The following is a 21,426-nucleotide window of genomic DNA, read 5'->3' as shown; positions in this document are numbered from 1 at the left end:
GGTATTTCAAGCCGCTGCGGTCACGACCGGTGCCGCAGCACAAATTCTTCAAACTCCGCAGCCGGCACGGGCCTGCTGTAATAAAAGCCCTGCACTTCAACGCATCCCTTGTCGCGCAGAAAAGCCAGCTGTTCGTCCGTTTCCACTCCTTCGGCCACCACATTCAGCGACAGGTTGTGCCCCATGGTGATAATGGTCGATACAATGTTGGCATCGCCGTCGTCCTTCATGATATCGCGCACGAAGGAACGATCTATCTTCAGCGTGCTGATGGGGAAACGCTTGAGATAATACAATGAGGAATGCCCCGTACCAAAATCGTCGATGGCTATCTTCAGTCCCATGCCGTTCAGCTGTTCAAGCAGCAGCACTGTCTGCCCGATATCACGCATCATGGTGGTTTCCGTGATTTCAAGCTCCAGCGAATCCGGAGAAATGCCGGAATCACGCAGTGCGGCGGCCACACGTTCCGTCAGATTGGCCTGAAACTGACGGGCAGAAATATTGACGGACATACGCAGGTCACCCCACCCTCTGTCCGCCCATATACGCATCTGGGCACATGCCAGCCGCAGCACCCTTTCGCCCAGCGCCACAATAAGCCCCGTTTCTTCGGCAACGGGAATAAACTCCGCCGGGCTGACCACGGCACCGTGTTCGGGCACCCAGCGCACCAGCGCCTCCATGCCTACCAGTCTGCCGTTAAAAATATTGATTCTGGGCTGGTAGTAGACCTGAAACTCATCCCGTTCCAGCCCTTTGCGGATGCTCTTTTCAATACTCAGCCTTCTGGTGACCTGTTCGGTCATCTCGGCATCAAAATGCAGGCAGCGGCTGCGGCCCTGCTCTTTGGCCTTGTACATGGCCACATCGGCGTTTTTAACCAGTGAATCGGCATCGGCACCGTCTTCCGGCCAGCAGGTAAGCCCGATGCTGATGGTTATGTACAGTTCGTGTTCATCAATGACAAACGGAACGGTGAAGGCATCCAGCACCTTGGCTGCAAGCCGGTTTGCCACGTCCTTGCAGCCGTCGAGCAGCAGCGCGAATTCGTCGCCGCCGGTTCTGGCCAGCAGCGGTTGCGGGCCCACAACATCGCGCAGCCGGCGCGATGCCTCAAGCAGCAGCTTGTCGCCCACACCGTGCCCCAGACTGTCGTTGACGTTTTTAAAATTATCCAGATCAAGCATCAGCACTGCCAGACCACCGTCACCGCCCAGCCGTATGCGGTCGGCTATGGCATCTTTCAGACGCACACGGTTTGCCAGCCCTGTCAGCTCGTCATGGTAGGCCTGATGGTAAATCTGGGCCTCTTTTTTCTTCAGTTCGGTGATATCGTGGAACGTGCCCACCACACCGGCGTTTTCGCCCGCCCTGTTCTGAAAAAACGACTTGTACAGCACCAGCTGCAAAGGACCGCCGTCGTCGCCCAGCATGGTGATGGTGCACGAATGCGCGCGTTCCTGAGCACCGGACAGCACACCTCCTTCCAGCACACGGCAGGCCACTTCTTCGGGCAGCAGGTCTTCTGCCCTGCGCCCCACAATGTCCTCTTTGGGTTTGCCCAGTATGCGGCAGAACGCCGCATTGCAGCCCAGATATTCACCTTCCAGCGACTTGAAAAACACAGGGTTGGGCATGCTTTCGATAAGCGCTTCCAGAAACTGGTTTTTTTCCTGCAGCAGACTCTGAAACTCCAGCAGACGCTCGTTGGATTCGCGCAGCTCTCCGGTACGTTCCGCCACTTCCTGTTCCAGCCGCTCGCGGTACCTGTCGCGCTCATCCAGCAGGCGGGCGCGCTCCAGCGCTTTGTTCACGGCGTGTTCCAGCACCACCATGTCACTGATGGGCTTGGTTACATAATCCCACGCGCCATGCCGCAAAGCCTCCACAGCTTCTTCAAGCACACCCACGCCGGAAACCACAATAACGGGAATGCGTTTGGAAATCTTGCGCAGCTCGGCCAGAAACTGCATGCCGTCCATCACCGGCATGCGCAGGTCAACAAGCACGATGTCCGGAGCGGACCTTTCGAACTCCTCCAGCCCCTGACGGCCGTTTTCGGCTTCGACCACATCAAAACCGCTGTCTTCCAGATAGGCGACGATATTTTCACGGACATTTCTATCATCGTCTATCGACAGAACTCTGGGCGGATCGTGCTGCATATGCCTACCTTGCTGAACAAAAAAGCGATATTGCCGGCCTGCTGACCGGCCGGCGAAAGTTCCGGATCATTGCATCCGTACAGTTACACACCCCACCGCCGCGGCGTAACCGCCTTATGGAGCAACCACTTTCAAGTAGCCATTGTGACCCGCATTTCGCAATGCTGCAAGTCTGTTATAGGCTTGCCCCTTATCTGCAAACGGCCCCGCAACCACCAGCCACAGGCTTCCGGCACTGTTTTTGGCACTCCACAACACCGGTCCGAATCCTTCTTTTTCAAGCTGTTGCGCGAAATTACGCGCATTTTCGCGTCTGCTGAATGCACCGGCCTGCACATACACGCCGGATGGCAGTTTTTTCACATAATTTCCGTCTCGTACGCCGCTCTCTTCCGGCAGTGCCGTCTTGTGCGCCGCTTTGTCATGATCTGCGCCGGTTATGGCAGCCGCCACAGCCAGCGCCTGACGGGTACTGTTAGCTGCCGGTTGTGGCTGCTGTTCCTTCACCGGCTCTTTTGCATGGCTGCCGCCCTGCGGCGCATGGTCCGGAGAAGCCACGCCGTCCCGCTCTGCGATGGGGGCGGCAACAGAACTGTCCGCCCGGCCCTGTGAAACCGCAGCGGTCATACCGGCCTTTGTTTCACCTGCGGCAGCAGCTGTCTCAGCAGAATCATGCTGTCCGGCAGCGGGCTGCGCCATACCGGTCTGACCACCAGCCGGTGCGGTTCCGGCCTGCGATACCGCCTTCTGCTCATCACCCGTGGCGTTGCGCTGCGCAGTTCTGCGAATGGCGGCAGGAACAACAGCCTGCGGTGCCTCACCGTCAATGACATTACGGTCCAGCGGTTCTATGCGCACCCTGGCTGTTCCTTTCTGCAGCATATCCAGCCGCACGGCGGCCTGACGTGACAGGTCAATGACATACTGCTTTTTAAACGGTCCACGGTCATTGATACGCACGATGACGGTTTTTCCGTTTTCCAGATTGACCACCCGCACGATGCTGCCCAGCGGCAGAGTCATATGCGCCGCAGTAAGCGCATTCATGTCAAACGGTTCGCCGCTGGCTGTGGGACGGCCCTGAAAAAATTCGCCGTACCACGAAGCCATTCCTTCCAGCAGCCGGGGAGGGGTTTTTACAGTTTCAGCATGCCCCGCAGCGGCCAGCATCCACAACAACGCCGCAGCAGCCAGCACGGCCGCGGAACGGCATCCCCTTATGCGCAATGAAAAAGTCATCGACTCCACCTGATCTTATCCTGTATACGCCTGCAAGGCGTCCAATGTTATGTCTCACCTTCACTCCTGCGTCACGCAGCCGTGCAGGCCGCCTGCCGCAACCGGAGTATGGCACACGTTTTCTGCAATTCCATGCCGGAATAAGTATGATCTACCTGAAACTTGTTCTTTCCGCACTCATCTGGGGCGGAACATTTGTGGCGGGACGTCTGGCAGCGGCCGAACTCGGCCCCTTTTCCTGTGCATTTCTGCGTTTTGCCATGGCCTCGGTATGCCTGACCTTCCTCGCCCGCCTGCAGGAAGGCGGACTGCCCGCCCTGACGCGCAAAACCCTTCCGGGCGTGCTGCTGCTGGGGCTGTCCGGCGTATTCGCCTACAATGCCTTTTTCTTTCTGGGGCTTCAGACCGTAGCTGCCGGTCGCGCTGCGGTAATCATCGCCCTAAACCCCGTATTCATAGCTCTTTTCGCCGCGCTTCTGCTGCGCGAGCCGCTGTCCGGCCTGCGCCTGACAGGAATAGCACTCTCTGTCTGCGGCGCCATCACCGTCATCTCACGGGCGGACCCGCTGGCCCTGTTCACACACGCGCTTTCCGCAGGAGACATGGCCATCTTCGGATGTGTGGCAAGCTGGGTGACTTACTCATTGGCCGGACGCAAAGTCATGGCCGATCTGTCGCCGCTGGCATCGGTAACATGGTCATGCATCACCGGCGCGCTCATGCTGTTTCCTTTCGCCCTGTCCGAAGGGCTTCCGGCCCGCATGGGTTCCATCTCACTCACCACGTGGACATCCATAACCTATCTTGCCCTGCTGGGCACCGTGGCGGCATTCACATGGTTTTATCAGGGGGTCAAAGCCATAGGAGCATCACGCGCAGGCGTTTTCATCAACATTGTGCCGGTAAGCGCAATTCTGCTGGCTGCCCTGCTGCTGGACGAACCCGTGGCCCTTTCGCTGCTGGGCGGCGCAGTGCTGGTAGGCTGCGGCGTGTGGCTGACCAACAGACACTGAGCGCCGACCACCCCGCAGACAGGCTTCAATCAGCTTCTGCGTCACGATAACGGGCCGCAGCCCGCACAAAATTCACTGCCCAGTGCGGTTCGCCCGGAGCAAAAAGGTGGGTATACCCTGCAAAGGTATTGCGTACTATCATGCCGTCTGCATCTTCACCCATACCTTCGCCCCGCTCCATTCTGAACGCATGGCGCACAGATTCGCCCTCATACGCCACCGCACGCGAATAATGAAATTCGTGGCCGCGCACACGGGTACCTGTGGCGTGAAAAGGGTTGTCCTCCACCACACGGGCTTCCACATAGCCCAGCCCCTGCGGCCGTTCATGCACGGTTGTGCATACCGGAAAAACATCCGCCATGGGGTATTCAACTCCGCCATACCGCAGGGTGCGTCCCAGATACATAAAACCGCCGCACTCGGCATACACGGGCATACCCGCTTCTGAAAGCGACTTTACACGCGCCCGCGCCGCAATATTGGCGGAAAGACGCTCCGCCAGAGTCTCGGGAAAACCACCCCCCAGATACAGGCCATGGAGTTCCGGCCACGGCGCATCATCCAGCAGGGTCAGTTCCACCAGCTCGGCACCGGCACGGCGCAGGGCTTCCAGATTTTCTTCATAATAAAACCACAGCGCCGCATCGCGCACATAGCCGATGCGCACCGGCCCCGCAGCGGCATCCGCGGGCAGCATATCCCACAGGTCGGGGATGAGAGCTGAATCAGCAGCAGGGGCCTGACGCGCTATCTGCCAGATGCGCTCCACATCGGCGTTGTCACATAAAAAATCTGCCACGGCATCTAAAGGCGACCGGCTGTCGTGCATTTCGGTATCTGACCACAGCCCCATGTGCCGCTCCGGTATGGGGTTGCTGCGCATACGCGGCAGCGCCCCGAGCACGGGCACATCGGTATACTGTTCGATGGCGGCGCGCAGTACGCCGCGATGCCGTTCGTTGGCTGTCTGGTTCAACACCACTCCGGCCAGATTGAGATCAGGCTCAAAAGCCGCCATGCCGCCCACCAGTGCGGCGGCAGTGCGGGTCATTTTGGTGCAGTTCATCACCAGCACCACCGGGGTGTCCAGCTGCCGCGCCACTTCGGCCGTGGAACAGCTGCCTGTGACATCCTTGCCGTCATACAGCCCCCTGTTGCCTTCAATCACGGCTCCGTCGTAGCCTTTGCCCGCCGTGACAAACAGTGAACGCATGACCTGCGCGGAAACCAGATACGGATCCAGATTCGTGGCCGGGTTACCCGTTGCCAGCGCAAGCCAGCGGGCATCAATGTAGTCCGGCCCTTTTTTGAACGGCTTCACGTTGCGGCCGGCGCGTGTCCATGCACGGCAAAGCCCCAGACTGACTATGGTTTTTCCCGAACCGCCGTTCAGACCCGCTATGATGACTCTGGGAATGCTCACCTGACCCTCCTGCCGTATGGCTGACATAAAAAAAGCGTATGAACTTTGCAGTTCATACGCTGTCCCGTCAAGAAGGCGAACCTTCCTGGCAGAAAAACTTATTCGCCTTCAGCGCTGGCCTGCTTGCCGGCGCCTTTCATGCCGTACATGGTGGTGGAACCGGAAGACCAGAATTCCAGCACTTCTTCGTTCACCAGCTTGGTCAGAATCTTCTTCACTTCGCGGGGCTTCATGTCGGGGAACAGGGGCAGGAAGTCGTTGAAGTAAAACTTGGATTTGGATTTGGATTTGGACTCGATGAAGTCCACAATAATCTGCTTGTCATCCATGATTGTATCCTCTCTGGGATGAACCGGGCGGAGAAAATCTCCGCCCGGCATAATTGGCTCAGTGGCCTAGAACTTGAACTGGGTGCTCTGACGCCAGGTGTAGTAGGCCGGATCGCGGAAGTCGTCGATCAGGTGGTGGGTGAACTCAAGACCGGTCAGCTGGAAGAAGCGTTCCCAGCCGATACGTTCAGCCCAGTCGCCCAGACGCTCGTATTTCATAGCGTTTTCCGAGTAGACTTCGATGATGTGCTTGATGGTATTGGTCAGCGTGGGCCAGCGAGGAGCCTCGTTGGGGATGTACGCAACCACAACCTTGGAGAACTTGGGCATGCTGATACGGTTGGAAACCTTACCGCCGACCATGATCACGCAACCGTCGCCTTCACCGTCGGAGATGGGCAGTGCGGGGCACATGGTGTAGCAGTTACCGCAGTACATGCAGCGTTCGTTCTTGATGGCGATGCTGTTCACCTTTTTGCCGTCCAGTTCAACCTTGGTGGGACGAACAGCGGCGGTGGGGCAGGAAGCAACGGCCAGCGGGATTTCGCACAGCTGGTCGGTCCATGCGTGGTCGATCATCGGGGGCTTGCGGTGGATACCCACAACGCCGATGTCGGAGCAGTGAACGGCGCCGCACATGTTGATGCAGCAGGCCAGCGAAATACGCACGGGAGCGGGAAGGCGCATGCTCTGGAAGTCTTCGAAGACTTCGTCCATGATGGCCTTAACCGGACCGGAAGCGTCGGTGGCGGGGGTGTGGCAGTGTACCCAGCCCTGAGTGTGCACGATGTTGGAAATACCAGCACCGGTGCCGCCCACGGGGAACTTCTTGGAACCGCCGTCGAACTTGCGCGAAGCAAGGTCGTCACGCAGAGCTTTCATGGCTTCTTCGGTTTCCACCATGAATTCAACGTTGTTACGGGTGGTGAAACGCAGATGTCCGCCGCAATGCTTGTCTGCGATTTCGCAGATTTCGCGAATGTGGGTGATGGACATCAGACGTGCAGCGCCCACACGGACGGTGTACACTTTTTCGCCGGATTCAGCCACGTGCACCAGAACGCCGGGTTCGATGATTTCGTGGTACAGCCACTTACCCTTGTTACGTGCGATAACAGGCGGGTAGAACTGTGCGTAATGCTGCGGGCCAATGTCGGTAATCCGACCTTCCATCGGTTTTTCGGGATTGTATCCAGAAGAGATGAATGCCATTTTTGGGTACCCCTCTTAAGTTTAGCGCTGGTGTCTCTTACGGTATTCCGTGATGTCACGATCCCAACCACCGGGAACTTCTTCTTCCTTGAAGAAGATGTAGGGGTTGGAACGAGGCTCGACAACGTGCTGCGGCTGGGGAGCCGTATTGGTAACTTCAAGCAGCTTCTGCAGGCTGAGGCGCTTGATGGTTTCACCCACACGTTCGCGGTTCTTGCCTTCTTCCATCCACCAGTCCCAGATGTTCTCAATGACTTCCTTGACTTCGTCCCAGGGGTCCTTGGCTTCGATGAAGGGAACCAGCAGGGAGCCCATCTGGGCGCCGTCGAGAATGGGAGCCTTTGCGCCGACCAGAATGGAGGCGCCGCGCTCGTCACCGATGCGAACAGCCTTGGGCATGGTGTTGATGCAGTGCATGCAACGTACGCAGTCCTTGGCGTTCACGGACAGCTTGGAACCGTCCCAGCTAAGAGCCTTGGAGGGGCAACGGTTAACAACTTCAGCTTCGATGTCGAACTTGCCCCAGTCGCGGCCGGAGTGTGCACCGGCGTTGGGTGCGATCTTGCCGGCAACGTATTCGGCAACTGCGTCCTGATCGATCTTGATGGAGTCTTTCCATGTACCGATCACGGAGAAGTCGGAACGTGCGATGGAAGCAACGCAGCCGTTGGGGCAGGCATCGAACTTGAACTTGAACTTGTAGGGGAATGCGGGACGGTGAAGTTCGTCCTGATATTCCTGAGTAAGATCGTAGCACATCTGCTGGGAATCGTAACATGCGTATTCGCAGCGCGATTCACCCATACAGGCAGCAGGGGTACGCAGGTTGGAGCCGGAACCGCCGAGGTCGGTTTCCAGATCGTGGGTCAGTTCCCAGAAAATCTCTTCCAGCTGGGGAGTGGTGGTACCCAGCAGAACGATGTCACCGGTGGAGCCGTGCATGTTGGTCAGGCCGGAACCGCGCAGGTCCCAGATATCGCAGAGCTTGCGCAGGTATTCGGAGGTGTAGAACTTACCTGCAGGCTGGTTCACGCGGACGGTGTGGAAATGTGCCACGCCGGGGAACATTTCGGGCTGGTCACAGTAACGGCCGATAACGCCGCCGCCGTAACCGAAAACACCCACGATACCGCCGTGCTTCCAGTGCGTTTCACCTTCGTTGTAGGACAACTCAAGGACACCGAGCAGGTCTTCGGGGCAGTCCACGGGAATCTGGTAGTCCAGACCCTTGGGGTTCTTCGCCCGCATTTCGGCTTCCTGCTTGATGTCGGACACGAAGCTGGGCCAAGGCCCGGACTCGAGCTGGTCCAACTTGGGAGTTGCATGTTTAGCCATTGCCTTTCCTCCACATTGGTTAGTTTGTGTTCACAACCATACATGAACTCGCTTCCCCCCCCTGTAACATGGGGAAGAAGCGGCGTTTTCGACTTGCACCGGTGCTTGGTCAGCGCACCGCGTCCACCGAAAACTACGTGATTTTTTGGACAAAGTAATTCATTGCTAGAAGCAAAAAGGACCTTTGTCAAGCCCTGCGACACATACAAAGCCCTTGCCCGCGCACATTTACGGCACTACTGGCACGCCATGCCACAATGCCCCTGCCGCCTGCAGTGTGCACGCAGTCTTGCGGCAGGCACAGGCGGTTTTACTTGACTAACAGCCCTCCGGCGGGTCACACGCACGGGCAAGGCAGCGGCGTGCGGCCATTTCATACGAGAGGTGTATCATGAAAGACGACAAGGGACATTATTACTACCCCGACCCCAGCAACAAGCAGGTACGCGTTTATGTACGCAACGGTTCAGATTCCATAGAGTTCCGCCTGTGGCATCAGGACCGCCCCGAAGTGTGGGAACAACATGAATGGATTTCCATAGACGTCATCCGCAATGCGGCACAGATGTACCGCGACATGGGCCGCGAGAGTAACCCCATGGCGCTGTACGACGAGGCCGTGGCACAGGTGCTGCTGAAAAACGGCTAACAGCGCCTGCCCGATGCCGTGTCCGCGGGTTGTCTTTTTTTCCGCCCCTGCGGTATTGTCCGGTTGCGCCGGCGTTCTTACCGTATGGTAACAGCCACGCAACCGGACATTGCTCCGCACAGGAGGCAGCCATGCATGAAGTCAGTCTGGGACAGACCATCCGCGACTATCTGACAGGAACGGACATAGAAAACACCACCTACGAAGACCTGCGGCAGGCGCTGGCGCGGCTGATGGTGGAAGAGCTGGGGTATCCGGCAGCATTGCTTGAACCCAGAATTTCCGTCCGTTTTCCCGTTGACGGGAAACAATACTGCCGCACTGTGGACCTTGCCGCGCAGGATGATGACGGCAGACCGTTTCTGTATATTCTTTTCGTGCCCGGTCAGGTGAACACCTTCACCCGCGAAAGTCTGGCTGCAGCGCGGCTGGGCAAGCACGGCCCCGTTCCTCTGGTGGCCGTGACCGATACCCGTGACGCCCTGCTGCTGGAAACCGCCGGCGGCACCACGCTGCGCGACGGCATGCGCGCACTGCCGCCGCGCTCCCGCGCGCTGGAACTGGCGCGGCAGCACCCCGCCGTTCCTCTGACGCCGGAACGCACCCTGCGTGAGCAGCGCATCCTGTACACATACAGCGAATTCATGAAGACCTGCTGCGACGAATCCGTGTGCATGCTCTGACAGGCGACGTTGACAAATATGTCAACGCGTGCTTCATTGAAAGGTGCTGCCGGTTCCGCAGTTTTCTCCTGCGGATATTGATTCATCAAATCACTTGGAATACAACGCGGCTTTACGCGTGGTCACGGCCCCTGCACAGCGGCAGGGCAGCACCTTTTTTATGCCGCCGCATGCCGGCCCGCATGCCTGTCTGCCGCCGTCCGGCTGCACACAACACAACCGGCTGCGCCGCAACCGCCAATGAAAAGCCGCATCAGCCGCGGCGTCACGGTCGGAGGTTTCATGTCCACACGGTGGATCAGATCAAACATGCAGGAATTCGCGCGCGACGTCATGCGTGACTTCTGCCTGTCGTGCCGCATTCTCGAAAAACAGTTCACCCAGTTCGACACCACGGGCTCGGTCTCGTTCACCGTGTTCAACGAACTGCAGGGCACCATGATGAACAAAGGGCTGCTGTGGCGCCTGAAGGACACTGCCCATCATCTTTTCGGCAACGACGACGGAGCACGCGACATAGCCCCCATGATCGACTGGACTCTGGGCTATATTTTTCATGAATGCGTGAAGCTGAAAGAAGACGCCTACCAGCATGAACGCTACGGTCTGCGTTACCGCACGCTTTCGCGTTCGCTGCAGGGCAAGGACGTGGAACCGCTGGCGGGCCGTATGGAAGAAGTGCTGCCGCAGACGCAGGAAAGCATGACCCGCGAAGTACAGCGTATCCGTTTTCTGCTGGAACAGACCAAGCTCATGCTTTGCAATTATTACGAATCCCATGCCGGAAACCGCCTGCTGGCGCGGCTGCTGCACGATCGCGACCAGCTGGTGCGTTCCGTTTTCGGCGGGCATTACGACGCGCTGCTGCGCGGCATATACGAAGACAAACCCGAACGCCTGTATATTCAGGCGGGCGAAAGCCTGGTGGAAGGGGGCCGCTACGCCGAAGCCGCCCATGCCGCGGCCATGGCCGTAAATCTGGCCCCCCGATGCGAAAAGGCGCGGCAGCTGCACAGGCAGGCCGTAACGCTGCAAAACAATTCATCCAACAGGAGGGCGATCGACGCATGAGCCTTTTGCACCTGAACCGCCCGGTAACCCGGCTGTCGCTGCAGAACAGAGAAGATCCCGAACTGTACCGCGACATATTTCCCTATTCCAAAATCAGCAGAATCGCCTTTGACGATATCCACATCATGCCGCGCCCTGCCGATCCCATGTTCATCACGGATACCACCTTCCGTGACGGACAGCAGGCCCGGCCGCCCTATACGGTAAAGCAGATTTCCGAAATTTTTGACATGCTGCACCTGCTGGGCGGCATGAGCGGCCTCATCCGCGCGTCGGAATTTTTCATGTACTCCGACAAAGACAGGCGCGCCATAGATGCCTGCCGCGCCAAGGGGTACAAATATCCGCAGATCACAGGATGGATACGGGCCAATGAAAATGATCTGAAGATCGCAAAATCAATGGAATTCACCGAAGTGGGCATGCTCACATCGGTTTCGGATTATCACATACATCTCAAGCTGGGACTTGACCGGCAGCAGGCCATGGAAAACTACCTGCGCGTGATCGAAAAGGCGCTTGAATGGGGCATCACCCCGCGCTGCCATTTCGAAGACATCACCCGCGCAGACATTCACGGCTTCTGCCTGCCCTTTGCCTCGCGCCTGATGGAACTGTCGCGCCAGAGCAAGCTGCCCGTCAAAATACGTCTGTGCGACACCATGGGATACGGTGTGCCCTATCCCGGCGCCACCCTGCCCCGTTCTGTTCCCCGTGTGGTGCGGGCCTTCACCGATGAAGCGGGCGTGCCGGGAGACTGGCTGGAATGGCACGGACACAACGACTTCCACAAGGTGCTGGTCAACGGCGTCACCGCATGGCTGTACGGCTGCGGCGGTGTCAACGGCACACTGATGGGCTTTGGCGAACGCACGGGCAACTCGCCCATAGAGGCGCTGGTCATCGAATACATTTCGCTTACCGGAGAGGATGACGCGGCCAACACGCATATCATTTCCGAAATAGGCGAATACTTCGAACGCGAGCTTGAGTACCGCATTCCGGACAACTATCCGTTTGTGGGCAAAGACTTTAACGCCACAAGCGCCGGTATCCATGTGGACGGGCTGAATAAAAACGAAGAGATCTACAACATCTTCGACACCCGCAAAATACTCAACCGTTCCGTACCCATTATCATCACCGATAAATCGGGACGCGCAGGGGTCGCATACTGGATCAACAACTACCTGCGGGTGCCTGAAGGAAGACAGGTTTCCAAAACGCATCCCGCCGTGGGGCAGATATACAACCGCATCATGCAGGCTTATGAAGGCGGCCGCACCACGTCGTTCTCCAATCAGGAAATGACTAAACTGGTCAAACGCTACCTGCCCGAGCTTTTCGTCTCCGAATTCGATTCGCTGAAAACGGTGGCCCGGCAGCTGGCATCCACCATCATTCTCAAACTGGCCGCCGAATGTGTCATTGTACCGCAGAAAAGCGAGTATCCCTGCCTCAGCGATTTTGTGCGGCAGTTCTCGTTCATCCAGTACCTGTACCTCACCGACGTACGCGGCACGCTGCTGGCTTCCGTCATCACCGATCCGGCTTACAACGAGCGTTATCAGGAACTGCCGCTGGGCTACGACTTCTCCAACAGGCAATGGTTCCAGCGGCCCTCGCAGACCGGCGAACTGCATGTGACCGACCTGTACCAGTCACAGTTCACGGGCAAGCTTATTCTGACCGTTTCGGCACCGGTAACCGATGAAAATGACGACATCATGGGTATCGTGGGGGCGGACATCCAGCTGGAAGAACTGCTTAACCGCAAGGCCATGCTTGAAGATAATGAAAAAGACGCCTGATCGGCCCTGCACAGACTGAACCGGCGCAGACTGAACCGGCGCAGACTGCGCCGGCGCAACGACACGGCAACTGACGGGGGCGCGGAAAACCGCGCCCTCTTTTACTTGCCCGCAACGCGGCAGCGTACTACAAACAATGTGATGTTTTTTGTTTTTCCGGCCGCACCGCATGCCGACTGCGCTGTACCGCGCGGCCCGACCACTACAGGAGGATATGGAATGCACCATCCGGCACTGCAACGCCGTACCGCCAGAATCATACTGCTGCTCATGCTCGCTGCATTACTGTCTCTTGCCGGCGGCTGCGGCAAAAAAGTTCTGGACACCTCACCCCGTCCGGCACCTAAAGGTCCCGTAAAATCGCACACCTATACCATTGACGGCAAATCATACACCACCATGACATCCGCTCACGGCTACACCGAAGAAGGGCTGGCGTCATGGTACGGTAAAGATTTTCACGGCAGGCGCACGGCCAACGGCGAAGTCTATGACATGTACGGCATGACCGCCGCGCACAAACTGCTGCCCTTCGGCACGCGGCTGCGCGTGACCAACCTTGAAAACGGCAAAGCCATCAACGTGGTGGTCAACGACCGCGGCCCCTTTGTGAAAGACCGCATCATCGACCTTACCTACACGGGCGCGCAGCGTCTCGACATGGTGGGTCCGGGCATTGCACGGGTGCGCATCGAATCGCTGGAAGACGTGCCCACATACACCAACGGCGAAATGAGCGGACGCTTCTATGTGCAGGTAGGAGCTTTTGCCAAGCGCGAAAACGCCGAAAGCCTGAGCAGCCGCATGAAGGCCGAAGGCAAACCGGCACGGCTGGTCTATGCCGATGATATCGGCTTCTGGCGGGTGCAGGTCGGTGTGTATTCCAAACTGTCCAATGCCGAAGCCGTGCGTGAATCCATGCGCCGCGAATTCCCCAACAGCTTCATTGTGGCGGACTGACCGCCGCAGCATGCCGCACACGGGGGAAGCCTTCCGCAGGAGGGCTTCCCTTTTTATATGCCGCAGCCACTGTTAATTATTTAAAAACGCGTATCATGATTCCGGTGACAATATAACCGGAGGTTTACCATGACCACGCAGTCAGACACCCCGCCATATGCCGCCCTTTCCATGCAGGAACTGGGAACACTGGATGCCGTGGCCCTTCGGGGGCTTATCCGTTCCGGCCAGATTACGCCGGACGAAGTGCTGCATACCGTATTTCAAGCCATGGAGGCACTGAATCCGGCCATCAACGCCGTGGTGCAGCCCATGAAGACGCAGGCATATGCCGAACTGCGGCATATTGATCCGGAAGCGGCTCTCTACGGAGTACCGTATCTGCTCAAAGACCTGGGCCCGTCATACGCGGGTGTGCCCACCCGCATGGCGTGCATGGCGCTGAAAGACGGCTTTTTTCCCGGCGAAGACAGCCACCTGACACACCGCTTCCGCACGCTGGGCATGGTGCCGGCAGGCAAAAGCGCAACGCCGGAATTCGGCCTGACAGCCACCACGGACAGTGTGCTGCACGGCCAGACACTCAACCCGTGGGATGTGACCCGTTCTCCGGGCGGTTCCAGCGGCGGTTCAGCTTCTGCCGTAGCAGCCGGTATCGTACCGGTTGCACATGGCAACGACGGGGGCGGCTCCATACGCATTCCTGCTGCAGCCTGTGGTCTGGTGGGCTTCAAATGCAGCCGGGGTCTGCTTTCATGGGCGCCGGAACTGGGAGAATGCTGGGGCGCGCTTGCCACCAACGGCGTGCTGACACGCACCGTACGCGACAGTGCGGCAGCCCTTGACGGGCTGTGCGGCACAGGGCTGGGCGACCCGTATCCTTTTCCGCGGCCGCCGCTGCCGTTCAGTACCGAAATACGCAGAGCAACCGGACGGCTGAAGATAGGATACGCCCTGCAGTGGCCCGCCGGAGCGGCCCCCGCGTCCGAAGACTGCCGCAATGCGGTCATGCACACGGCCCGTCTGCTGGAAGGCATGGGACACCATGTGGAAGAAGCAGCTCCCGACCTGCACTGCGACGAAGTGGCCGACATTTTCATGACCATTGTCGCCGCACAGGTGATAGTCACGCTGGGCCCGCTCATTTCGCCCGCAGGCATGCCGGATGAACGCCATGCCGAAAAACTGACCCGCCTTCTGTGGGAAAAAGGGCAGCGCGAAACCGGCGCACACTATGCGGGTGCACTCAACCGCATGCACCTGCTGGGAAGGGCCATGGCCCGCTTTTTCGAGCGCTACGACGTGCTGCTGACGCCTGTCATGACCACGCCCCCCGCAAAGCTGGGCGCATATTCCCTGCAGCAGATGGAGCTGGACGACTATGCCGCCATGCTGGGAACATTCATTCCCTATACGCCGCCCTTCAACATGGCCGGTTCACCCGCCGTATCGCTGCCGCTGTATGCCACTGAACACGATCTGCCCGTGGGTGTTCAGCTGGGCGCAGGCACAGGCCGCGACGGGCTGCTGTTCCGTCTGGCTGCCCGGCTGGAGGAGGCCGCTCCGTGGCACACACGCGTTCCCGCCGTGCATGTTTCACGGCTGGAAACCACAGGCAGACACTAACCCCGCAGCACACGGCAAAACAAGAAAAGCCGCCCCTGCTCTGCAGCGGGCGGCTTCTCATCCGGACGGAGTGCGCAATGCTATTCGCCGTTCAGCTCTGCACGGAATTTGCGCGACAGGCGGAACACCACAACCTTGCGCGGAGGCAGGGTAATGGTTTCATCCGTCTGCGGGTTACGGCCCTTGCGGGCTTTTTTGTCGTATGCTTCGAATTTACCGAACCCGCTGATCAGCAGGGCATGATCTTTTTTAATGGCCTGCTTCATGATTCCCAGAAGGGATTCAACCACGTTCTTCACTTCAGCGCGGTTTCTTTCGGTCTTTTCGTAAATGGCATCAACGATGTCAGCCTTGGTCAAGGTCTTACCACTCATGGTATCCCTCCTGTACCCGGTCGGCCGGGTGTTTCCTTTCAGTGTTCGCGTCCCTGGTACACACAAAAAAGCACAGTGCCCCGGTGCGTCATATATGACAAACCCTCAGGCTGTTCTCCGCAGATTCACAGTGCCGTGTCTCAACGGCAACCGCCGTATTCCCGGCGTGGATTCAGACAGCTTGTTCCGGCGAAACGAAACGACTTGCAGCGTTCCGGCAAACAGTATCGCGCCATTATCATAGTATATTTTCGCCATACGCTGTCTGCAGCACTTCAGAACGTATCTGCCGGAGTCAACACGAGGTCTCCTAAATGGTTATATAAACATCCGATTCGCTTTTTTCAAGAAGATTTTGTATCTCTTTGCAAGGTTAGGCATATTTATACTGACCAGCAGGTAAAAAAACTTCCTAACCCCATAGCAATACACTAATAATCGAAGCAGCTCATGAGTGACATTATTTTTTACCATCCCGAACCTGCACCACGTACACGGCATATCCGGCCAGTTTTCATTCCGTTTGCAGGCTGTCCGGGACGCTGCGTGTTCTGTGCGCAGACAGCCCAGACAGGCGTAGGCCCCGCCGCCCTGAGCGAACGGTACAGCCAGCTGCAGAAAGAACTGCAACTGGCCTATGAAGCAGGGGAATCTCCTTTTGAACTGGCGTATTACGGCGGCACATTCACTGCGCTGGATGACATGTGGCAGGAAAAATTCATCGCGCTGGGCCGGCAGTACCGTCATAAAGGTCTGGTCACCTCCATACGCTGTTCCACCCGTCCCGACTGTGTGGACGTTGCCGGTCTGCAGCGGCTGCACCGGATGGGGCTGGATACGGTGGAGCTGGGCATACAGAGCTTCAGCAACGACGCGCTGACCCGCAGCGGCCGCGGATACACGGCGCATACCGCCGTAACCGGCTGCCGCATTGTGCGCGAAGCCGGTCTGGGACTGGGCATACAGCTGATGCCCGGCCTTCCGGGACACAGCGAGGGAGCCTTTCTGCGTGATGTCCGGACAGCCTGTTCACTCGGCCCTGACATGGTACGCCTGTATCCCTGCCTTGTTTTCGAGGGGACGCTGCTGGCCTCGTGGTGGCGCGACGGCAGATACAGACCATGGGGAGTCGCCCGCGCATCAGTGATGCTGGGCATGGCCCTGAACACATTTTGGAAGCACGGTATACGGGTCATCCGCGCCGGTGTGGCGCATGTGCCTTCGCTGGCCGGAAAGGTGCTGGCAGGCGCATATCATCCTGCGCTGGGCAGCATGGCCAGAGGCGAAGCACTGGCCGGTCTTGTGTCCTTCCACACGCTCATGCTGGGCGGCAAGGCCACCGAACTGTATGCCCCCAGACGTTTTCAGGGTGAATTCTGGGGACACCGCAACACGCTGGTGCCAAGATGGGCACGCCACGGACTGGGGCGCTCCAATGTGCACTGGTGGGACAAATCTTTCTTCCTGCTCTCATAATCTGCGGTAGCGCGGTCCGGCGGCTCCGCCTGCGGGCGGAACAGCAAAGCCCCTGCACTACCACAGCACAGGCAAAAGCCCTCTGGCAGCCAGCCAGCTGTTGGCCGTGACAAAATGCCCGCAGCCCAGAAACCCTTTGTGCGCGGAAAACGGCGAAGGATGAACACTTTCCAGCAGCAGATGGCGCCCCGTATCCACCAGAGCCGCCTTCTGTCTGGCATGATTGCCCCACAGCATGAATACCACGGCCGGACAGCGCTCTGAAACCGTGCGGATAATATCGTCCGTCACCGCGTGCCAGCCCAGCGCGGCATGAGACCCCGCCCGGCCCGCCTCCACCGTGAGGGCGGTGTTAAGCAAAAGCACGCCCTGTTCCGCCCACGGAGTGAGATCCGTCTGCACACCGTTATGCTGCATACCCGCCGCAGCCGGAGCTTCAGGCTTCTGCGCGGCGGCCTCTTTGAGCACATTACGCAGTGAAGGCGGCGGCTTGACCCCCTGCGGAACGGAAAACGCCAGTCCGTGGGCCTGACCTGCGCCGTGGTACGGGTCCTGCCCCACTATGACAACCCGCACCGTATGCAGCGGCGTGCAGTGCAGCGCGGCAAAGACCTGTCCTTCCGGCGGATAGACGGTTTTGCTGCGACGCAGACGCGCGACTGAACGCAGCAGGGGCAGATGCGCCCCCTCGCGCAGCAACGGCACAGCCTGTGCCCAGTCAGCCGGCGGGGCATCGGCAAAAACATCAGAGCGGCTCATGCGCACCCCCGCGACAGCAATCCGACGGCATGCCTGTTCACTGCCGCTCCGCCCAGCGTTGCAGCCGGTCAAAACATTCCGTCAGCTCCGCCTCGTCCGCCCCGAAGGACAACCGCAGATGATTTTCTCCCGCCGGTCCGAAAGAAGCACCCGGAACGGTGATGACCCTCGCCTCTTCAAGAATGCGCCGGGCCACTTCCGGCGAAGACTCCGGAGTACAGGAGTAACGGGCCATCACATAAAAAGCGCCCCGCGGCGGCACGCAGGTAAAAGCGGGAGCAAGAGCCGCCATGCGGTCCATGGTCAGACTGCGGCGTTTTTCCAGCGCGGCGCACATCTGTTCCACGCAGTCCTGCGGACCGGTCAGGGCTGCCAGCGCCGCATGCTGCGAAACAGTGGGAGCACAGATGGCCGTGGCATCGTGCACCTTGAGCATTTCACCCATCCATCCGGCTGAAGCAGCCGCGTACCCCACACGCCATCCCGTGAGGGCATACTTTTTGGAAAACGAATTGATGACAATGACATTTTCACGCATTTCAGGAAGACTTGCCGGACTGAGCGGCGCCGCATGTCCTCCGAACACCATATAGTCGTAAGTTTCGTCGGAAATAAGCACCAGATTGTGTTCGAGCGCCAGACGGCACAACGCACGCACATCCTCGTCCGCGTAGACCGTTCCCGTGGGGTTGCCCGGATTGCAGACAATCACCGCGCGGGTGCGCTCCGTCACTGCAGCTCGTACGGCCTCCACATCCAGCCCCCAGTCCGCGGAGCGCAGCGGCACATGCACGGGCACGCCTTCGGCCATGAGCACCTGTTCGGCATGCGAGGCATAGCCCGGAGAAGGAATGATGACCTCATCACCCCTGTCCACAACAGTCAGCAGCGCCATAAGCAGAGCTTCCATGGCACCCACGGTGACGGCCACCTCACTGTCAGGGTCCGCGGCAAAGCCCTTTGCGGCAGTCAGATGCTCCGCAATGGCCTGACGCAATGCGGGCATACCCGGCTGCAAGGAATATTTGCCCGCCGACGGATCATCGCGCAGCACCCTGCAGACGGCATCCACGATATGCGGGGGCGTGGAAAACGAGGGCACCCCCTGTCCCAGAGAAACACACCCGCCGATACGGGCGGCAAGCATGGGCATAAGTTTGGTGGCGGAAATCCTGATCTGCTGCACACGGCGTGCAACTCTGCGGGTCTGTGTCATGTCTGGCAGGCTCCTTATTGATATGGTCCGGCAGCAATCCGGCGCGGTGCGGCATTGCCCGTTCCGGCGGCACTATAGCCGCAGGTGTCCCGCCCCGCAATGTCCCTTGTATGCCTTTTGTGCCCCTTGCTCCTGCGCGGCAATCCGTGCCAGAATACATAACGCTCCGGTACAGCCATGAAGTATACCTGCACCATCACCAGACACAGCAGCCGCGGTACGCTGCGCGGCAAAACGGTACTGCGCGCCGCCCCCGGCGAGGTATCATGGCACATCGCACTCAAAATTCTGGGGTATATCCTGTTTATGCCGCACACCCCGCGCATAGAGGAAAACGTGGGCTGGCACTTTAAACCGGATCTTGCGGCCTACGCGCCCGACGGCGGTGTGTCGTTGTGGGTGGACTGCGGCAATATAGCCGTGCGTAAAATCAGCCGCGTGGCAGCGTGGCTGCCCGCCGCCGCAGAATTCCACATCCTGCGCCGCACAGTGCGGGATGCGTCTCTGCTGTGCGCTTCCGCGCGCGCCGTGCGCCGCCCGGAAAGGGTCCACATCACGGCTTTTGACAACGGTTTTGTCCATACGCTTGCCGACATGCTGTATGCCACAAACCGCATGGAGGCTGTTCTGGATAACCACCGGCTGGCACTGACGGTGACCTGCCGCAGCGGTACCGCCACACTGCACTCGGCACTGCACAGGCTTACTCCTGCCTCCGGCAACCCCGCGCGGCCCCGCTCCTGATGCCGCAAAGTACACGCAAAAACGGCCCGCAAAACGGGCCGTTGCTGTCCTTCGGCTCTGCTGGCCGCCGGCTCTGTCGGCATCGCGGCGGCACTGCCCGCTAGGCAGTCTGCCCCGTAAAGCGGACCAGTTCGAAAAGTTTTTTCTTCTGCGTGGATACAATATGGAAATACTGATCCTGCGGGATATAGATATACGGCACGTCTTCTGTTCTGCGGAACAGAAAGTGTGAAAGTATCATACGGTTTATGGCCTGATGCCCCACTATCATGATGGCAGGCGCATTGCCCGACAGAAACAGAGCCTTTTTCAGCCCCCTGTCCACGCGGGCTTTAAGCGTGGAGTACCCTTCACCGCGGGGATACACATAGTTATACTTGTCGCGGGCGCGCGCATCAAAGATTTCCGGCATGCGGCTGCGTATCTCATCATAGCGCATGCCTTCACATACTCCGGCGTTTATCTCGTCAAACTCGGTCAGGGCCATGCGTGTTGCGGCAAACCCCTGACGTTCCTGCCCTGCCAGCACCGGAGCCGCAGTCTGCGCCGAGCGCTGCCGCGTGCTGGTAAAAATATAGGGGATGACCATATTGCTGAAGTGACGCCCCAGTGCATTGGCCTGTGCCAGCCCTTTTTCCGTCAGGGGCGCGTCACCGCCGATACGCCCTTCGACGTTGTAAACGGTCTCGCCGTGGCGGACCAGATACAGGTTGCGCACCCAGTCGGAAACCAGAATATCGCGGATGCGGATGTAATGTGGCACCCTGTACCCCAGCCGTTCCTCCACGATACGGTTGTTCAGCGTATCCACCCGCAGAAAACAGCTTTCCTCGCCCAGCGGCACATAAATCCGCCTGTAGTATTCGATACGCCGGTTGAAGCTTTCGGCTGCCGCTTCCGACGTCAGACCGGCAAATTCCGGCAGGCGCGTCTTGCGCTGGACCGAGGCTTCCAGCAGGTCGGGGTCGTCGTTGAAGCATTCCACAAACAACGTCGGCAGCCCGCGCGCGGATTCTTCTATCATGGCCCTGCGGGCGCGGCTGGCGTTGGTGGCATCCAGCACTGCCACATCGCCCCCGGCATGCAAAAATGCCAGTGCACGGCGTATATTTATCCGCGCCAGCTCTTCACGCCGCATACGCCCTTCTTCATTGCCGGGCTCATAAAATGAAGGCGCCGATGAATCCTGCCCCAGCCTTTCCCGTCGCAGTTCACCGTTATTGAAAATCTCCACCCGCAGGCCTTCACTTTCCAGCCCTTCACGCAGCTTGGATGCCACAGTGGATTTGCCTCTGGCGGGCAGCCCCACCATTACAATGAACAGCCCGCTCATGC

Annotated in this window: 19 protein-coding genes; 9 read left to right on the top strand and 10 right to left on the bottom strand. The window is 58.9% G+C overall.

All coding sequences use genetic code 11. The features are described 5' to 3' along the window. Window positions 1-20 precede the first annotated feature (20 nt). Together ACZ5D1_RS02585 and ACZ5D1_RS02580 are read right to left on the bottom strand one after the other, a co-directional pair. The gene (locus ACZ5D1_RS02585; RefSeq protein ID WP_464555796.1) at window positions 21-2,168 is read right to left on the bottom strand and encodes a GGDEF/EAL domain-containing response regulator; all 2,148 of its coding nucleotides are present in this window, start codon (window positions 2,166-2,168) and stop codon (window positions 21-23) included. A gap of 114 nt (window positions 2,169-2,282) precedes the next feature. Then, a complete protein-coding gene (locus ACZ5D1_RS02580) occupies window positions 2,283-3,407 on the bottom strand; it encodes a septal ring lytic transglycosylase RlpA family protein (protein ID WP_464555795.1) in 1,125 nt (374 codons plus the stop codon). 146 nt (window positions 3,408-3,553) lie between these two features. On the opposite strand from ACZ5D1_RS02580, the gene ACZ5D1_RS02575 reads away from it, so the two are divergent. Next, entirely contained in the window at window positions 3,554-4,420 is an 867-nt protein-coding gene (locus tag ACZ5D1_RS02575) for a DMT family transporter (RefSeq protein ID WP_027181746.1), read from the top strand. Window positions 4,421-4,445: 25 nt separating this feature from the next. On the opposite strand, the gene ACZ5D1_RS02570 is transcribed toward ACZ5D1_RS02575, so the two are convergent. The 4 genes from ACZ5D1_RS02570 to dsrA all read right to left on the bottom strand — a co-directional run bounded on the left by ACZ5D1_RS02570 (window position 4,446) and on the right by dsrA (window position 8,722). Next, a complete protein-coding gene (locus ACZ5D1_RS02570; protein WP_464555793.1) occupies window positions 4,446-5,846 on the bottom strand; it encodes a cobyrinate a,c-diamide synthase in 1,401 nt (466 codons plus the stop codon). A gap of 98 nt (window positions 5,847-5,944) precedes the next feature. Beyond that, entirely contained in the window at window positions 5,945-6,175 is a 231-nt protein-coding gene (locus tag ACZ5D1_RS02565; protein ID WP_011366646.1) for a dissimilatory sulfite reductase D family protein, read from the bottom strand. A gap of 66 nt (window positions 6,176-6,241) precedes the next feature. Next, entirely contained in the window at window positions 6,242-7,387 is a 1,146-nt protein-coding gene (gene dsrB, locus ACZ5D1_RS02560; RefSeq protein WP_011366645.1) for a dissimilatory-type sulfite reductase subunit beta, read from the bottom strand. 21 nt (window positions 7,388-7,408) lie between these two features. Further along, window positions 7,409-8,722: a dissimilatory-type sulfite reductase subunit alpha gene (gene dsrA / locus ACZ5D1_RS02555; protein ID WP_011366644.1), complete on the bottom strand. Its 1,314-nt coding sequence runs from the start codon at window positions 8,720-8,722 to the stop codon at window positions 7,409-7,411. A gap of 391 nt (window positions 8,723-9,113) precedes the next feature. On the opposite strand from dsrA, the gene ACZ5D1_RS02550 reads away from it, so the two are divergent. From ACZ5D1_RS02550 to ACZ5D1_RS02525, 6 genes are all read left to right on the top strand, one after another. Beyond that, entirely contained in the window at window positions 9,114-9,371 is a 258-nt protein-coding gene (locus ACZ5D1_RS02550) for a hypothetical protein (RefSeq protein WP_011366643.1), read from the top strand. Between the two features lie 131 nt (window positions 9,372-9,502). After that, window positions 9,503-10,054, top strand: coding sequence for a type I restriction enzyme HsdR N-terminal domain-containing protein (locus ACZ5D1_RS02545; protein WP_455696388.1), 552 nt, complete (start codon window positions 9,503-9,505; stop codon window positions 10,052-10,054). A 282-nt stretch (window positions 10,055-10,336) separates the two neighbouring features. Next, entirely contained in the window at window positions 10,337-11,125 is a 789-nt protein-coding gene (locus tag ACZ5D1_RS02540; protein ID WP_011366641.1) for a hypothetical protein, read from the top strand. Beyond that, window positions 11,122-12,936 (top strand): triose-phosphate isomerase, encoded by a 1,815-nt coding sequence (locus tag ACZ5D1_RS02535; protein WP_011366640.1) that lies wholly within the window; start codon window positions 11,122-11,124, stop codon window positions 12,934-12,936. Before ACZ5D1_RS02540 ends, ACZ5D1_RS02535 begins: the two co-directional genes overlap by 4 nt. 219 nt (window positions 12,937-13,155) lie before the next feature. Next, window positions 13,156-13,896, top strand: a complete 741-nt coding sequence (locus ACZ5D1_RS02530; RefSeq protein WP_011366639.1) for a septal ring lytic transglycosylase RlpA family protein — start codon at window positions 13,156-13,158, stop codon at window positions 13,894-13,896. Between the two features lie 129 nt (window positions 13,897-14,025). Further along, window positions 14,026-15,522 (top strand): amidase, encoded by a 1,497-nt coding sequence (locus ACZ5D1_RS02525; RefSeq protein WP_464555791.1) that lies wholly within the window; start codon window positions 14,026-14,028, stop codon window positions 15,520-15,522. Between the two features lie 80 nt (window positions 15,523-15,602). Here ACZ5D1_RS02525 and ACZ5D1_RS02520 read toward each other — a convergent pair whose 3' ends face one another. Further along, window positions 15,603-15,896 carry an integration host factor subunit alpha gene (locus ACZ5D1_RS02520; protein ID WP_011366637.1) on the bottom strand — a complete coding sequence of 98 codons (294 nt, stop codon included), beginning with the start codon at window positions 15,894-15,896 and terminating at the stop codon, window positions 15,603-15,605. A 450-nt stretch (window positions 15,897-16,346) separates the two neighbouring features. On the opposite strand from ACZ5D1_RS02520, the gene ACZ5D1_RS02515 reads away from it, so the two are divergent. After that, entirely contained in the window at window positions 16,347-17,372 is a 1,026-nt protein-coding gene (locus tag ACZ5D1_RS02515) for an elongator complex protein 3 (RefSeq protein WP_011366636.1), read from the top strand. Between the two features lie 57 nt (window positions 17,373-17,429). Here the strand turns inward: ACZ5D1_RS02515 and ung are convergent, their stop codons facing one another. Both ung and ACZ5D1_RS02505 read right to left on the bottom strand, forming a co-directional pair. Beyond that, window positions 17,430-18,131, bottom strand: coding sequence for a uracil-DNA glycosylase (ung, locus tag ACZ5D1_RS02510; RefSeq protein WP_011366635.1), 702 nt, complete (start codon window positions 18,129-18,131; stop codon window positions 17,430-17,432). Window positions 18,132-18,168: 37 nt separating this feature from the next. Continuing rightward, window positions 18,169-19,347, bottom strand: coding sequence for a pyridoxal phosphate-dependent aminotransferase (locus tag ACZ5D1_RS02505; RefSeq protein ID WP_464555789.1), 1,179 nt, complete (start codon window positions 19,345-19,347; stop codon window positions 18,169-18,171). 177 nt (window positions 19,348-19,524) lie between these two features. On the opposite strand from ACZ5D1_RS02505, the gene ACZ5D1_RS02500 reads away from it, so the two are divergent. Beyond that, the gene (locus ACZ5D1_RS02500; protein ID WP_464555788.1) at window positions 19,525-20,091 is read left to right on the top strand and encodes a YaeQ family protein; all 567 of its coding nucleotides are present in this window, start codon (window positions 19,525-19,527) and stop codon (window positions 20,089-20,091) included. Between the two features lie 100 nt (window positions 20,092-20,191). Here the strand turns inward: ACZ5D1_RS02500 and ACZ5D1_RS02495 are convergent, their stop codons facing one another. Further along, window positions 20,192-21,424 carry a bifunctional nucleoside/nucleotide kinase/histidine phosphatase family protein gene (locus ACZ5D1_RS02495; RefSeq protein WP_464555787.1) on the bottom strand — a complete coding sequence of 411 codons (1,233 nt, stop codon included), beginning with the start codon at window positions 21,422-21,424 and terminating at the stop codon, window positions 20,192-20,194. Between the last annotated feature and the right edge of the window lie 2 nt (window positions 21,425-21,426).

This window comes from Oleidesulfovibrio vietnamensis (assembly GCF_055388115.1).
Note: the sequence above shows the minus strand (reverse complement) of the source record. Positions and strands in the feature narration are given on the sequence as shown.